The sequence below is a fragment of the Bacillus sp. GW821-FHT01G09 genome, assembly GCF_059422205.1.
On record NZ_JBWKWL010000002.1, the window covers coordinates 602,436 to 616,755 of the forward strand.

Below are 14,320 nucleotides of genomic sequence, written 5' to 3' on the forward strand. Positions count from 1 at the left end.
TGTTTGCATGGTATGTCAGCATAATGATGAGCTTGAAGCCTTAGTGAAAAAGGCGAAAAAAGTAACGGACAAGGGGGAGGTAGCCAGCTATATTCCCGCCTTGGCAAAAGCTGATAAACACGACCTGTCAGTGGCGATTTATTATTCCAATAATGTTTGTCTGTCAGCAGGTGACGTAGAAAAAACATTTACGCTTCAAAGTATATCGAAAGTCCTTTCCCTTGCTTTGGTGTTAATGGAATACGGCAAAGATAAGGTCTTCAGTTATGTTGGACAGGAGCCGACCGGTGATCCGTTTAATTCAATTATCAAGCTCGAAACAGTGAATCCGAGCAAGCCGTTAAACCCTATGATTAATGCCGGGGCATTGGTAGTGACAAGTCTGATAAGAGGAAGAACGGTGAAAGAGAGACTTGATTATTTGCTTTCTTTTATCAGAAGGCTGACAAACAACCAAGAGATTACATACTGCCGGGAAGTGGCTGAATCTGAATACAGTACTTCAATGATTAATCGGGCAATGTGTTATTATATGAAGCAGTACGGCATTTTTGAAGATGATGTAGAGGCAGTAATGGATTTATACACGAAGCAATGCGCGATTGAGATGAACAGCTTGGATTTAGCGAAAATCGGATCTGTATTTGCATTGAACGGCAGACATCCAGAGACTGGGGAGCAAGTCATCTCAAAAGATGTCGCTAGAATTTGCAAAACGTTTATGGTGACGTGCGGAATGTACAATGCAAGCGGGGAATTCGCAATTAAGGTCGGAATTCCTGCGAAAAGCGGCGTATCCGGCGGGATAATGGGCATTTCGCCTTACGATTTCGGGATCGGCATATTCGGCCCCGCATTAGACGAAAAAGGGAACAGCATTGCAGGTGTAAAGCTTTTGGAAATAATGTCTGAGATGTACAGGCTGAGTATTTTTTAATTTATGTCATATGCTTAAATCCTCTTGCATTTTCTGTTGATACCCTTTATGATAAATAGAAGAATTAGGTACTCGCCTGGGGAACGGAGGGATACTTTTGGCTTCAGAGATGATAGTTGACCATCGGCAAAAAGCTTTTGAACTCTTAAAAGTGGACGCTGAGAAGATTTTGAAGCTGATCCGAGTACAAATGGATAACTTAACGATGCCTCAATGTCCTCTATATGAAGAGGTTTTAGATACTCAAATGTTCGGGCTTTCGAGGGAAATCGATTTTGCTGTCCGCCTGGGATTGGTTGATGAAAAAGACGGTAAAGACCTTTTATACACATTGGAACGCGAATTGTCTGCTTTACATGACGCGTTTACAGCTAAATAAATGATAAAACTCAAACTTATTAACAGTTTGGGTTTTTTTATAACCGCTATTTTTCTCTCATCTCATAAAAGACGGTCTTTTTTTACACATTCCTTCCGAATCGTATAGAGATTCTTCGTCTCGTTTGATAAATTGTAGTAAAATAAAAAAGATAAATACATAAAAACCATAGATAATGGAAGTTAGAAGCAGGGAAGAGGATGTTATGTTAAAAAAAATGCTAAAATCTTATGATTACTCACTGATATTCGCAATCGTTTTATTATGCGGATTCGGTTTAGTGATGGTATACAGCTCAAGCATGATTACGGCTGTCTCCCGGTATGGAGTAAGCAGTAATTTTTTCTTCATGCGGCAGCTGTTTGCTTTAATTGCGGGTGGCGCTCTATTTATTCTCATGGCGTTGTTTCCTTATAAAGCACTGGCCCATCAAAGGTTTCAGAAGGGGATACTGCTTGTATCTGTTCTTGCGCTTATCTCACTGTTTGTATTCGGGCATGTTGCCGGAAACGCGCAAAGCTGGTTTAAAATCGGCGGAATGAGTATTCAGCCGGGGGAGTTTGTGAAACTGGTCGTGATTTTATACCTTGCAGCCGTATATGCAAAAAAACAAAGTTATATCGACCATCTGTTAACGGGAGTAGCCCCTCCGGTAGTCATGACGCTTATAATTTGCGGGTTAATTGCCATGCAGCCAGATTTCGGTACAGCCATGATTATAGGGTTAATTGCGACGTGCATGATCTTGTGCTCCGGTTTCAGCGGAAAGACGCTGATGAGGCTTGTAATACTGGGAGGAATTGTTTTCATTTTAGTCAGCCCGATTATCTATTTGAATCAAGACAAAATTTTAACTGAAGGCCGTTTGGCGCGTTTTGAGAGTCTTGAAGACCCATTTAAGTATGCAAATTCATCAGGTTTGCAAGTGATCAATTCTTATTATGCGATCAGCTCAGGCGGCATTTTCGGCCTGGGGCTCGGTGAAAGTATCCAAAAATACGGATATCTGCCTGAATCACACACTGACTTTATTATGGCTGTCATTGCTGAAGAGCTCGGCATTTTTGGGGTATTGTTTGTGATTTTCTTATTGGGTTTTGTCGTCATAAAAGGTTTTTATATTGCCAGAAAATGCGAGGACCCGTTTGGAAGTCTTCTGGCGATCGGCATTTCAAGCATGATTGCCATCCAGTCGTTTATTAACCTTGGCGGTGTCAGCGGATTAATTCCGATTACAGGGGTTACGCTGCCATTTATCAGTTACGGGGGCTCTTCTTTAGTGCTGCTGCTGGCAAGTATGGGGATATTAGCGAATATCAGCATGTTTGTGAAATATTCAGAGAATAAGAAAAAGAGAGAGCCCTTGGCGCCGAAGGGAATGAAAAAGAAACAGCTCAAAAAAACTGTTTATCAGTAAAAAACAAGTGTGTACAGGGGAAGGATATTCCGCTATGATAGATTATATTCCATTCGGGTAAGGGGGAGAAAAGTTTGTCTCAGCAATCGATACAAAAAGTATTAGTAGCAAACAGGGGAGAAATTGCAATCCGAATATTCCGGGCGTGTACCGAGTTGAATATTCGTACAGTTGCGGTCTATTCAAAAGAAGATTCCGGTTCCTACCATCGGTATAAAGCGGATGAAGCATACTTGGTCGGTGAAGGGAAAAAACCGATTGATGCTTACCTGGATATTGAAGGTATCATTGATATTGCGAAAAGAAACAAAGTCGATGCAATTCATCCGGGATACGGTTTCTTATCTGAAAATATTCATTTTGCGAGACGATGTGAAGAAGAAGGCATCGTATTCATAGGGCCAAAATCCGAGCATCTCGATATGTTTGGTGACAAGGTAAAAGCGCGTGAGCAGGCAGAAAAAGCGGGAATCCCCGTGATTCCGGGAAGCGATGGTCCTGCCGAAACGCTTGAAGCCGTCGAACAATTTGGACAAGCTAACGGTTATCCGATCATCATTAAAGCCTCGCTTGGCGGCGGCGGCCGCGGTATGCGGATTGTCAGATCTGAAAGTGAAGTCAAAGAAGCATATGAGCGTGCTAAATCAGAGGCGAAAGCAGCCTTTGGCAATGATGAAGTTTATGTAGAAAAATTAATTGAGAATCCAAAACATATTGAGGTTCAGGTCATTGGAGACAAGCAGGGAAATGTCGTCCATCTTTTTGAGAGGGATTGTTCCGTTCAAAGACGCCATCAAAAGGTCATTGAAGTGGCGCCGAGTGTCTCGCTGTCACCTGAATTAAGGGACCAAATTTGTGAGGCGGCAGTTGCGCTTGCCAAAAATGTAAACTATATAAATGCGGGGACGGTCGAATTCCTTGTTGCAAACAACGAGTTCTACTTTATTGAAGTAAATCCTCGCGTACAAGTTGAACACACGATAACAGAAATGATTACTGGTGTCGATATTGTTCAAACTCAGATCCTTGTTGCCCAAGGGCACAGCCTTCACAGCAAAAAAGTAAATATTCCTGAGCAAAAGGACATTTTTACAATCGGCTATGCCATTCAGTCACGGGTTACGACTGAGGATCCGCAAAATGATTTCATGCCTGATACAGGAAAAATCATGGCTTACCGCTCAGGCGGCGGTTTTGGTGTCCGTCTTGATACCGGAAACAGTTTCCAGGGCGCCGTGATCACACCATACTATGATTCACTTCTCGTTAAGCTTTCAACTTGGGCTTTAACGTTTGAACAGGCAGCTGCCAAAATGGTGCGAAACCTTCAGGAGTTCAGAATCAGAGGCATAAAAACGAACATTCCGTTCCTTGAGAACGTTGCAAAACATGAGAAGTTCCTGACAGGGCAATATGATACGTCTTTCATTGATACAACGCCTGAATTATTTAATTTCCCTAAACAAAAAGACCGCGGAACGAAAATGCTCACTTACATCGGCAATGTGACAGTAAACGGCTTCCCCGGAATCGGGAAAAAAGAAAAACCGGCGTTTGACAAACCGTTAAGCGTAAAGGTAGACGTTGATCAGCAGCCTGCCAAAGGAACAAAGCAAATTCTCGATGAAAAAGGTGCAGAAGGGCTTGCAAATTGGGTTAAGGAGCAGAAATCTGTCCTTTTAACTGATACGACATTCAGGGATGCCCACCAATCGTTATTGGCAACTAGAATCAGATCGCATGATTTGAAAAAAATCGCAAATCCGACGGCTGCGTTATGGCCTGAACTATTCAGTATGGAAATGTGGGGAGGCGCGACCTTCGATGTAGCCTACCGATTCCTGAAAGAAGATCCGTGGAAGCGTTTGGAAGATCTTCGCAAAGAAGTGCCGAATACCTTATTCCAGATGCTGCTTCGCTCATCAAATGCGGTCGGCTATACGAATTATCCGGACAATGTGATTAAAGAATTTGTGAAGCAATCAGCTCAATCCGGTATTGATGTGTTTCGTATTTTCGACAGCTTAAACTGGGTAAAAGGGATGACGTTAGCCATTGATGCCGTTCGGGATACCGGCAAAGTGGCAGAAGCTGCGATTTGTTATACGGGAGATATCCTTGACAAGAACCGGACGAAGTACGATCTTGCTTATTATACATCGATGGCGAAGGAGCTTGAGGCGGCCGGAGCCCATATTCTCGGGATTAAAGATATGGCAGGGCTGTTAAAACCGCAGGCTGCATATGAACTTGTTTCTGCGTTGAAAGAAACGATCGACATTCCGGTTCACCTTCATACGCATGATACGAGCGGAAACGGTATTTATATGTATGCGAAAGCTGTTGAAGCCGGCGTTGATATCATAGACGTGGCGGTCAGCTCAATGGCGGGATTAACGTCACAGCCTAGCGCGAGCGGATTTTATCATGCGATGGAAGGCAACGACCGCCGTCCGGAAATGAATGTCCAAGGCGTTGAATTGCTGTCCCAATATTGGGAGTCGGTGCGTAAATATTATAGTGAATTTGAAAGCGGAATGAAGTCTCCGCATACTGAAATTTATGAGCACGAAATGCCAGGGGGCCAATACAGCAACCTGCAGCAGCAAGCCAAGGGAGTAGGCCTTGGCGACCGCTGGAACGAAGTCAAGGAAATGTACAGACGCGTGAACGATATGTTCGGTGACATCGTCAAGGTAACGCCTTCCTCAAAAGTAGTCGGAGATATGGCACTCTACATGGTGCAAAACAATCTGACTGAAAAAGACGTTTACGAAAAAGGCGAATCTTTAGATTTCCCTGATTCTGTCGTGGAGCTTTTCAAAGGAAATATCGGCCAGCCTCATGGCGGATTCCCGGAAAAACTGCAAAAGCTGATCTTAAAAGGGCAGGAGCCGATTACAGTCAGACCGGGCGAACTGCTTGAGCCGGTGTCATTTGAAGCGGTCAAACAGGAATTTAAAGAGCAGCATAACTTGGAAATTTCAGATCAGGATGCTGTGGCGTATGCCCTTTATCCTAAAGTCTTCACTGATTATGTGAAAACGACAGAAAGCTACGGAGACATTTCGGTATTAGATACACCGACATTCTTCTACGGTATGACATTAGGTGAAGAGATAGAAGTTGAAATTGAGCGCGGCAAAACGCTGATCGTTAAGCTGATTTCAATCGGTGAGCCTCAGCCTGACGCCACTCGCGTCGTTTATTTCGAACTGAACGGGCAGCCGCGTGAAGTAGTCATTAAAGATGAAAGCATTAAGTCTTCCGTTCAGGAAAGGCTGAAAGCAGACCGGACAAATCCAAGCCACATCGCGGCTTCCATGCCTGGAACCGTTATTAAGGTATTGGCTGAAGCAGGCACAAAAGTCAATAAAGGTGATCATTTGATGATTAATGAAGCGATGAAAATGGAAACAACGGTTCAGGCTCCTTTCTCAGGAACAATCAAGCAGGTTCATGTGAAAAATGGCGAGCCGATCCAAACGGGAGATCTGCTTCTCGAAATTGAAAAAGCATAAAAAAAACAAGAGTGTATATCAATGATATACACTCTTGTTTTTTTATAGAAAATGTGGAGTGAAACAGATGGTTAGAAGAGATATAAGGGGACTTCAGAGATTATAGAGTACTGTCACAAGCCCAAAATATTAGATGCTTTGTAGTAGTCCATGCATATTTCTTTAAGCACTATCTGATTTTCCAATGGCCAAAAGGCTTTAATACTTATGTTCGCGGACTATAGATGCATATGAAATTTCTATAATCACGATGAGAAAGGGGACAGACCGAAGTGAGCCGCTCACTGATCATCAAGTTCAGCGAAGGCTGGCCATTGAAACAATAAAGCGCCAAAACAAGACATGAAAAAAGACCAAAGCCGCCTAAGGCTTTGGTCTTGAGTCCTTATGATTGCCTAGATTCGTAACGGAAACGAGCAATCAATAATAAGAAGTAGCATAGAACGCCAAACAGACAGGCAATAAAGAACGAGTGGGCAAGTGCAAAGCCCAGAGCCAGTTCAGAGTATACGATCATAATCCCGGACAGTGCCTGTAATGTAATGAAAATAAGACATGAGATCCATCCCCAAAAGATCTGTTTTTGATCTTTATAGGAGATAATAGCATGAACAGCGGCAACAATAATCCATACAAATAACAGTAAGGCTGCTGCTCTGTGGCCCATTTGCACCCATTCATGGAATTGGGTCGGAAGTCCATTGTTCAGCGGGCTGCACAGCGGCACATCAGGACATGCCAGACTTGATTCAGTGTGTCTTACATATGCGCCTGTATACACAACGATATAGGAATATATCAAAATTCCTATCATGTGAAATTGCATCTTTTTGCCGATTTGAAGCGGCTTAACCAGTGTTCTGACTGATTTATCAGCTTCAAATATGAGCAATGTCAAAATAAGCACTGAAGCAAAAGAAATTAATGAGATGCCGAAGTGAAGCGCCATAATCAGCGCGTTCGAACCGAATACGACAGCCAATGCGCCAAGCAATGCCTGAAGAAATAAAAAGATAATTGACATGATCGCGAGAAACGTTGTTTCACGGAAAATCGGCGTGATTTTTCTCCATGACCAAAACGCAAGGCTTAGCACAAGGATAATAGAGATTCCGCTTGCGAATCGGTGGCTCCATTCAATAATTGAAGCCGGATTCAGTTCAGGGAAAAAACGGCCGTGACACAGCGGCCACTGTCTGCCGCATCCTTGGCCGGAACCTGTTTTTGTAACGAGGGCACCCCCGATTAAAACAATTAGCATGACAAATGTCGTCAGAACACCGAGAGCTTTTAATGCTTTATTCATACAATATTCACCTTCTTAACATACTGCTGCAATTTTATATACGTTCCAAGTGTAAGCGAATATGTGTTTTGTGGCAATTCCCAGAGCCTTTTGTTCACAAAAATATAATAGAATGACGGCTTCTGGAAAATGTACACTTGATTATTCATGCCGGGTCTGATAGAAATAAGGTAAACGCAATGCCGATTTGGAGATTGCCTTCATCTTTGGTAAAATTCATAAAAAGTTCACAAATAAATTCCTGTTTGTCGTTTAATATTTAATAGGATGTTTTTTTACAAGATGTTATCTTGTATGATAGAGTTGCAGGTTATTTTATTCTCCTGCGTTAGGTTTGTAAGGGAGGTTTACGTTATGGCTAACTCCAGAATCTTAAATGATACAGCTATAGACGGACAAATTGAAGAAACAACGGCATGGAAAGATTTTCTGTCCCTTATTAAAATAGGGATCGTCAATTCTAACCTCATCACGACTTTCACTGGAATGTGGCTTGCACTGCATATATCCGGTTTAAGTTTTTTAGGCAATATAAACACCGTTCTTCTTACGTTAATCGGGTCTTCACTGATTATTGCGGGCTCCTGCGCGATCAATAACTGGTATGACCGGGACATTGACCATCTTATGGAGCGTACGAAAGTAAGACCGACGGTTACGGGTAAAATTCAGCCGAGTCAGGCGTTATGGTCTGGAATTTTGCTGGTTGCTTTAGGATTGATCATGCTGCTGATGACAACTGTCATGGCTGCTGTTATCGGTTTTATCGGAGTCTTTACGTATGTTGTATTGTACACAATGTGGACGAAACGCCGCTATACGATTAACACAGTAGTAGGAAGCGTTTCCGGTGCAGTGCCGCCGCTTATTGGATGGACGGCAGTGGAAGGGAATATCGGTGTCGTAGCATGGGTGTTATTCATGATTTTATTTATTTGGCAGATTCCTCACTTCTTAGCATTGGCTATTAAGAAAACTGAGGATTACAGAGCTGCAAATATTCCGATGCTTCCTGTCGTATACGGATTTGAAGTGACAAAAAGACAAATTATTGTGTGGGTTGCATGCCTGATGCCGCTTCCGTTTTTCCTTGGTAGCCTGGGTCTTCCAATTGTCATTCTCGGCTTGCTGTTAAATATCGGCTGGCTGATTCTTGGCTTAATGGGATTCCGCTCCAAGAATATCATGAAGTGGGCAACGCAGATGTTCGTTTACTCGCTTAACTACATGACAATCTATTTCGTTGCCATGGTTGTCTTGACGCTTTTCTAAAAGATAGATATGATGCTTGTTTTATCGCTTCAAAATAAACGATGACAACTAGTAAATGCCGCCTTGACCTCTTGTTTAATCAGGCGGCTTTACTTTTATACATAGATGGCATTTTGAGTAAAAAAACTCATAATTTAAGAGAAGAGGAAATGTAAGTGCTTTATTGGTGATAGGTTGGATGGCGATAGATTTCGATCCGCTTTCCGCCTTTGTATTGACCAGAAAAGGGGTTGGGTGAAATGGTAAAGCATTGGCGTCTTATTTTATTATTAGCCTTAGTGCCGCTTCTATTAAGCGGATGTGGAAAACCTTTTTTATCCACGCTCAAGCCTGCTGGCGAGGTGGCTGATAAACAGTATGACCTGACAGTGCTCAGCACATTGATTATGGTGGTTGTTGTTGCAGTAGTATCTGTTATCTTCTTTTATGTGATTGTGAGATTCAGAAGATCACGGGTCGGTGAGAACACGATACCGAAACAGGTAGAGGGGAATAAATTTTTAGAAATCACATGGACCGTGATCCCGATTTTGCTGCTCATTATTCTTGTGATTCCTGTTGTATTATATACGCTGGAGCTAGCGGACACATCACCAATGGATAAAAAAGGCCGCAAAGCTGAGGATGCTCTTGTAGTCAATGTTAGGGCAAATTTATACTGGTGGGAGTTTGAGTACCCTGATTACGGCATTATCACAAGCCAGGAGCTGATTGTACCGACAGATCAGCGTGTATATTTTAATTTAAAAGCCTCTGATGTAAAACATTCCTTCTGGATTCCTTCAGTTGGAGGAAAACTTGATACGAATACGGATAATGAAAATAAGTTCTTCCTGACATTTGATTCAAAACGAAGCAAAGAGGCAGGAGATATGTTTTTTGGGAAGTGTGCAGAGCTTTGCGGCCCTTCACATGCGCTGATGGATTTTAAGGTGAAGACAATGTCTGCAAAGGAATTTCAGGGCTGGACAAAAGAAATGAAGAACTATAAATCTACAGCAGAGAGCGATTTGGCTAAGCAGGGTGAAGAACTGTTTAAAGAGAAAAACTGCCTGAGCTGCCATGCGGTAGAGCCGAATGATAAGCGTGCAGAAGCCGCTAGAACGGCACCTAACTTGGCGACCTTTGGTGAAAGGACAAAAGTGGCAGGGGTGAAAGAGGCCAACAAAGAAAATGTGAAGGCTTGGCTGAAGGACCCTGACAGCATAAAGCCGGGGAACAAAATGACAGGCACATATCCAAAGCTCTCAGACAGCGAAACAGATGCGCTTTATGAATACTTAAAAGGCTTAAAAGCGGAAAGCAAGTAGGGAAGAAAGGGAGATATTGGGGGAGGTCACATATGTTGAATGCGCTTACAGAAAAGCGGACGCGCGGATCTATGCTTTGGGATTATTTGACGACGGTGGACCATAAAAAAATCGCGATTCTTTATTTAGTGGCAGGGGGATTCTTCTTTCTTGTCGGGGGAATTGAAGCGATGTTTATCAGAATTCAGCTTGCAAAGCCGGAAAATGCGTTTCTCAGTGCTCAAGCGTACAATGAAGTAATGACTATGCACGGAACGACGATGATCTTTCTTGCTGCGATGCCGCTCTTATTTGCCTTGATGAATGCGGTTGTGCCTTTGCAGATCGGGGCTCGGGACGTTTCGTTTCCATTTTTAAACGCGCTTGGTTTTTGGCTCTTCTTTTTCGGGGGCATTTTCTTAAATCTAAGCTGGTTTTTGGGCGGAGCGCCAGATGCGGGCTGGACGTCATATGCCTCACTTTCGCTTCATTCTAAAGGGCACGGCATAGACTTTTTCGTCCTCGGACTCCAAATATCGGGGCTCGGGACGCTGATAGCCGGGATTAACTTTTTGGCCACGATTATCAACATGAGGGCTCCGGGCATGACGTATATGAGGCTGCCTTTGTTTACATGGACGACATTTGTGGCCTCGGCATTGATTTTGTTTGCGTTTCCGCCGCTTACGGTCGGATTGGCTCTCATGATGCTGGATCGGCTGTTCGGAACCAATTTCTTTAATCCGGAGCTTGGCGGAAATACGGTCATTTGGGAACATTTATTTTGGATCTTCGGCCACCCGGAGGTTTATATCTTAATTTTGCCTGCATTCGGTATTTTTTCTGAGGTCATCCCTGTGTTCGCCAGAAAGCGTTTGTTTGGCTATTCTTCAATGGTTTTTGCAATCGTGCTCATCGGCTTTCTGGGCTTTATGGTTTGGGTGCACCACATGTTCACGACTGGTCTCGGCCCAATTGCAAATGCGATTTTTGCGGTTGCAACAATGGCTATCGCGATTCCGACCGGGATTAAGATTTTTAACTGGCTGTTGACGATTTGGGGAGGAAATGTGAAGTATACAACCGCTATGCTGTATGCTGTCTCATTTATTCCATCCTTTGTGCTCGGCGGTGTGACGGGAGTCATGCTGGCAGCTGCTGCGGCTGATTATCAGTTTCATGATACGTATTTTGTGGTTGCGCACTTCCACTACGTCATTATTGGCGGCGTTGTATTCGGCCTTTTAGCCGGTGTTCATTTCTGGTGGCCGAAAATGTTCGGTAAAATTCTGCATGAAACGATGGGGAAAATTTCATTTGTATTGTTTTTTATCGGCTTTCACCTCACGTTTTTCATTCAGCATTTTGTCGGCTTAATGGGGATGCCGCGCCGGGTTTATACGTTTTTGCCAGGACAGGGTCTGGAAACCGGCAACTTGATCAGTACAATCGGGGCGTTTTTTATGGCGGCAGCTGTTATTCTTCTGCTGGTCAATGTCATATGGACATCGGTAAAAGGTGAATATGTAGGTGCTGATCCATGGCATGACGGACGTACGCTGGAATGGACCGTTTCTTCACCGCCGCCGGAGTATAACTTTAAACAGCTTCCTTTTGTCAGAGGACTTGATCCGCTTTGGATCGAGAAGCAGGCAGGGCACAAATCAATGACGCCGGCGGAACCGGTTGATGATATTCATATGCCAAACGGCTCAATCCTGCCGCTCATCATTTCCTTCGGCCTTTTTGTCGCAGCGTTCGGGCTGCTGTACAGAAGTGATTACGCTTGGGGTCTGCCGGTGATCTTTATCGGGCTCGGCATCACATTTATTACGATGCTGCTTCGTTCAGTAATTGATGATCACGGCTATCATATTCATAAAGAGGAACTGCCGAACGATGATAAAGGGGTGAAGGCATAATGCAAGTTCAAGAAAAATTCACCGCAGAAACCTTTCCAGCTTCTCCTGAAAAAGTAACCTTGGAAGGGAAAAATAAATTTTTAGGCTTTTGGCTTTTTCTTGGCGGAGAGACTGTTCTGTTTGCGTCTCTCTTCGCCACGTTTCTTGCGCTCCGGAATTCAAATGCCGGTGATCCGCCTACGACGGAAATGTTCGATGTGACACTTGTATTCATTGCCACAATGCTTCTATTAACGAGCAGTTTAACGAGTGTGTACGCGATGTACCACATGAAGAACTTTTCCTTCGGCAAGATGCAGCTTTGGCTGGGAATTACGATTTTATTGGGGGCGGGCTTTTTAGGACTGGAAATCTATGAGTTCAAGCATTACACCCATGAATTTGGCTTTACCATCACAAGCTCTGCCCTCGGTTCTGCGTTTTACACGCTTGTCGGTACACACGGCGCCCACGTGGCATTTGGGCTTATGTGGATCAGCACGCTTATGATCCGCAATGCCAAGAGAGGGCTGAACCTGTATACGGCGCCTAAGTTTTACGTTGCCAGCCTTTATTGGCACTTTATTGATGTCGTGTGGGTCTTCATCTTTACCGTTGTATATTTAATGGGGATGGTGGGATAAACATGGTCGATAAAAAAAGCAGAGGGCATATCAATAGCGACCTTGAATTTAAGAAAAAAAAGCATGCCCGGGAGATGAAATATCAAGTCCTGTCTTTTGGTTTAATGATCGGTCTTACGATTGTTGCATTTCTGACTGTGGCCACGGACGGTGTCGGCAGCTGGTTTACGATTCCTTTCATTATTTTGCTAGCTGCAATTCAAGTCATCTTTCAGCTGTATTATTTCATGCATATGAATCAGAAAGGGCATGAGGCGCCGGCACTGTTTTTGTATTCAGGGGTGTTTGTCGCGTTTATCACTGTGCTTGCGTTTGTGACAATTATATGGTGGTAATTTGAACAGCCGCCGGAGGTGAAGAAATGAATCAGTTGGAGATATTTGGGTTTCGCGCGATGTGGAGCCCTTATCTTTTTTGTATCCTGTTAGGCATTACGGCGCTTTATCTCTATTTTTACAGGCGAATGTCTTCAAAGCCGAATCGAATAACTGGTAAAGAGATGGTGTGCTTTCTGTCGGCGATGCTGTTTTTATATGCAGCCGAGGGAAGCCCGGTTGATCTGCTCGGACATATTATGTTCAGCGCGCATATGGTGCAGATGGCCGTCCTGTATTTGGTTGTCCCGCCGCTTTTGATCGCGGGAATTCCTGCATGGCTCTGGGAAAAAATCATTTTCAGGCCTTCAATCAAACCGGTTTTTTCCTTTTTTTCGACGCCTTTAATTGCTTTGCTTTTGTTTAACGGCATTTTTTCTTTATATCATGTACCGCTTATATTTGATACTGTCAAAACGGATCCATTTTACCATACATTAATCACTTGGCTTATCTTTGTGCTTTCGTTCTTCATGTGGTGGCCGCTTGTTCATAAGGTTGAGCGTCTACGGCAGCTCAGCGGCTTGATGAAGCTGGGTTATATTATGGCGGACGGTATGCTGCTCACACCTGCTTGCGCCTTGATCATGTTCAGCGGTGCACCGTTATACGCCACCTATACAGATCCGGCTGTATGGGCTGAGGCAATGAGGCTTTGTGTGCCAGCGGATATGATGGGGCAGGTCCCATTAACAGGGCCAGAGATGTTGAATACACTGCCTTTGTTAGAGGATCAGCAGCTCGGAGCCGTCATGATGAAAATCATTCAGGAAATTGTGTACGGTACTTTTTTGGCCATTATTTTTTTCCAATGGGTGAAGAAAGAAAGGGAAAAGGACGGGCAGGAGGAGCCGCCGTATATTCAGCAGACGATATCATAAAAGGTACAGCGAAATATGCTGTACCTTTTCGTTACATTTGAACTGTTTTTAACATGTTGGCTATGTCCTGAATCAGTGCCTTGCTTTTTGTCACAACCTGTACGGGAAACTCTTCCGTTTCTCCATATTCTACTCCATGAGGGTAGTAATGCTTTCCTAGGAGAGGGGACATTAATTGAATCACGGCGCGCCCGCTTCCGACATCGCCTTCTGCCGCAATACCTTGTATCCGCAGGTAAAACGTACCCTCAATCGTCGAAAACTTCTTGTCATAGGTGACTCTCTCGTAATCCCATTGACCCGCTCTGATGAGACCTTTGCTTTCCATTAAGTCGTCTAGCCAACTGAGCTCAGCCTTAACCCCTTCAAGTCCGCTTTCAGTAAACTTCAACACTGACC

The 14,320-nt window shown here is 43.8% G+C and carries 12 protein-coding genes; 10 read left to right on the forward strand and 2 right to left on the reverse strand.

Going from position 1 to position 14,320, the window contains the following annotated elements; translation table 11 throughout:
• The first annotated feature begins 7 nt into the window (after positions 1-7).
• From glsA to pyc, 4 genes are all read left to right on the forward strand, one after another.
• Positions 8-937, forward strand: coding sequence for a glutaminase A (gene glsA / locus AC07VD_RS08595; RefSeq protein ID WP_003245206.1), 930 nt, complete (start codon positions 8-10; stop codon positions 935-937).
• Positions 938-1,034: 97 nt separating this feature from the next.
• Positions 1,035-1,316, forward strand: coding sequence for an Fpa/YlaN family protein (locus AC07VD_RS08600; protein ID WP_003245286.1), 282 nt, complete (start codon positions 1,035-1,037; stop codon positions 1,314-1,316).
• Between the two features lie 205 nt (positions 1,317-1,521).
• Positions 1,522-2,733, forward strand: a complete 1,212-nt coding sequence (ftsW, locus tag AC07VD_RS08605; RefSeq protein ID WP_494721695.1) for a cell division protein FtsW — start codon at positions 1,522-1,524, stop codon at positions 2,731-2,733.
• 74 nt (positions 2,734-2,807) lie between these two features.
• Positions 2,808-6,254: a pyruvate carboxylase gene (gene pyc, locus AC07VD_RS08610; protein WP_024573206.1), complete on the forward strand. Its 3,447-nt coding sequence runs from the start codon at positions 2,808-2,810 to the stop codon at positions 6,252-6,254.
• Positions 6,255-6,639: 385 nt separating this feature from the next.
• Here the strand turns inward: pyc and ctaA are convergent, their stop codons facing one another.
• Positions 6,640-7,560, reverse strand: a complete 921-nt coding sequence (ctaA, locus tag AC07VD_RS08615; RefSeq protein WP_003232254.1) for a heme A synthase CtaA — start codon at positions 7,558-7,560, stop codon at positions 6,640-6,642.
• A 354-nt stretch (positions 7,561-7,914) separates the two neighbouring features.
• Between ctaA and cyoE the strand changes: the two genes are divergently transcribed.
• From cyoE to ctaG, 6 genes are all read left to right on the forward strand, one after another.
• The gene (gene cyoE, locus AC07VD_RS08620) at positions 7,915-8,832 is read left to right on the forward strand and encodes a heme o synthase (protein ID WP_003232250.1); all 918 of its coding nucleotides are present in this window, start codon (positions 7,915-7,917) and stop codon (positions 8,830-8,832) included.
• 239 nt (positions 8,833-9,071) lie between these two features.
• Complete coding sequence (coxB, locus tag AC07VD_RS08625) at positions 9,072-10,142, forward strand: cytochrome c oxidase subunit II (protein ID WP_014663859.1); 1,071 nt, start codon at positions 9,072-9,074, stop codon at positions 10,140-10,142.
• A gap of 32 nt (positions 10,143-10,174) precedes the next feature.
• On the forward strand, positions 10,175-12,043 hold the full coding sequence (gene ctaD, locus AC07VD_RS08630; protein ID WP_003232245.1) for a cytochrome c oxidase subunit I: 1,869 nt from the start codon (positions 10,175-10,177) through the stop codon (positions 12,041-12,043).
• Positions 12,043-12,666, forward strand: coding sequence for a cytochrome c oxidase subunit III (gene ctaE / locus AC07VD_RS08635; RefSeq protein WP_003232244.1), 624 nt, complete (start codon positions 12,043-12,045; stop codon positions 12,664-12,666). The genes ctaD and ctaE overlap by 1 nt, the downstream gene beginning before the upstream one ends.
• Positions 12,667-12,668: 2 nt before the next feature.
• Positions 12,669-13,001, forward strand: coding sequence for a cytochrome c oxidase subunit IVB (gene ctaF / locus AC07VD_RS08640; protein WP_003232242.1), 333 nt, complete (start codon positions 12,669-12,671; stop codon positions 12,999-13,001).
• A 26-nt stretch (positions 13,002-13,027) separates the two neighbouring features.
• Positions 13,028-13,921, forward strand: coding sequence for a cytochrome c oxidase assembly factor CtaG (gene ctaG, locus AC07VD_RS08645; protein WP_024573214.1), 894 nt, complete (start codon positions 13,028-13,030; stop codon positions 13,919-13,921).
• 31 nt (positions 13,922-13,952) lie between these two features.
• Here the strand turns inward: ctaG and AC07VD_RS08650 are convergent, their stop codons facing one another.
• A complete protein-coding gene (locus tag AC07VD_RS08650) occupies positions 13,953-14,315 on the reverse strand; it encodes a YugN family protein (protein WP_003232238.1) in 363 nt (120 codons plus the stop codon).
• Positions 14,316-14,320: the final 5 nt, after the last annotated feature.

Coding starts and splice junctions, on each gene's coding strand:
- glsA (WP_003245206.1), top strand. CDS start 8: ATGGTATGTCAGCATAATGATGAGCTTGAAGCCTTAGTGAAAAAGGCG.
- ftsW (WP_494721695.1), top strand. CDS start 1,522: ATGTTAAAAAAAATGCTAAAATCTTATGATTACTCACTGATATTCGCA.
- ctaA (WP_003232254.1), bottom strand. CDS start 7,560: ATGAATAAAGCATTAAAAGCTCTCGGTGTTCTGACGACATTTGTCATG.
- cyoE (WP_003232250.1), top strand. CDS start 7,915: ATGGCTAACTCCAGAATCTTAAATGATACAGCTATAGACGGACAAATT.
- coxB (WP_014663859.1), top strand. CDS start 9,072: ATGGTAAAGCATTGGCGTCTTATTTTATTATTAGCCTTAGTGCCGCTT.
- ctaD (WP_003232245.1), top strand. CDS start 10,175: ATGTTGAATGCGCTTACAGAAAAGCGGACGCGCGGATCTATGCTTTGG.
- ctaE (WP_003232244.1), top strand. CDS start 12,043: ATGCAAGTTCAAGAAAAATTCACCGCAGAAACCTTTCCAGCTTCTCCT.
- ctaF (WP_003232242.1), top strand. CDS start 12,669: ATGGTCGATAAAAAAAGCAGAGGGCATATCAATAGCGACCTTGAATTT.
- ctaG (WP_024573214.1), top strand. CDS start 13,028: ATGAATCAGTTGGAGATATTTGGGTTTCGCGCGATGTGGAGCCCTTAT.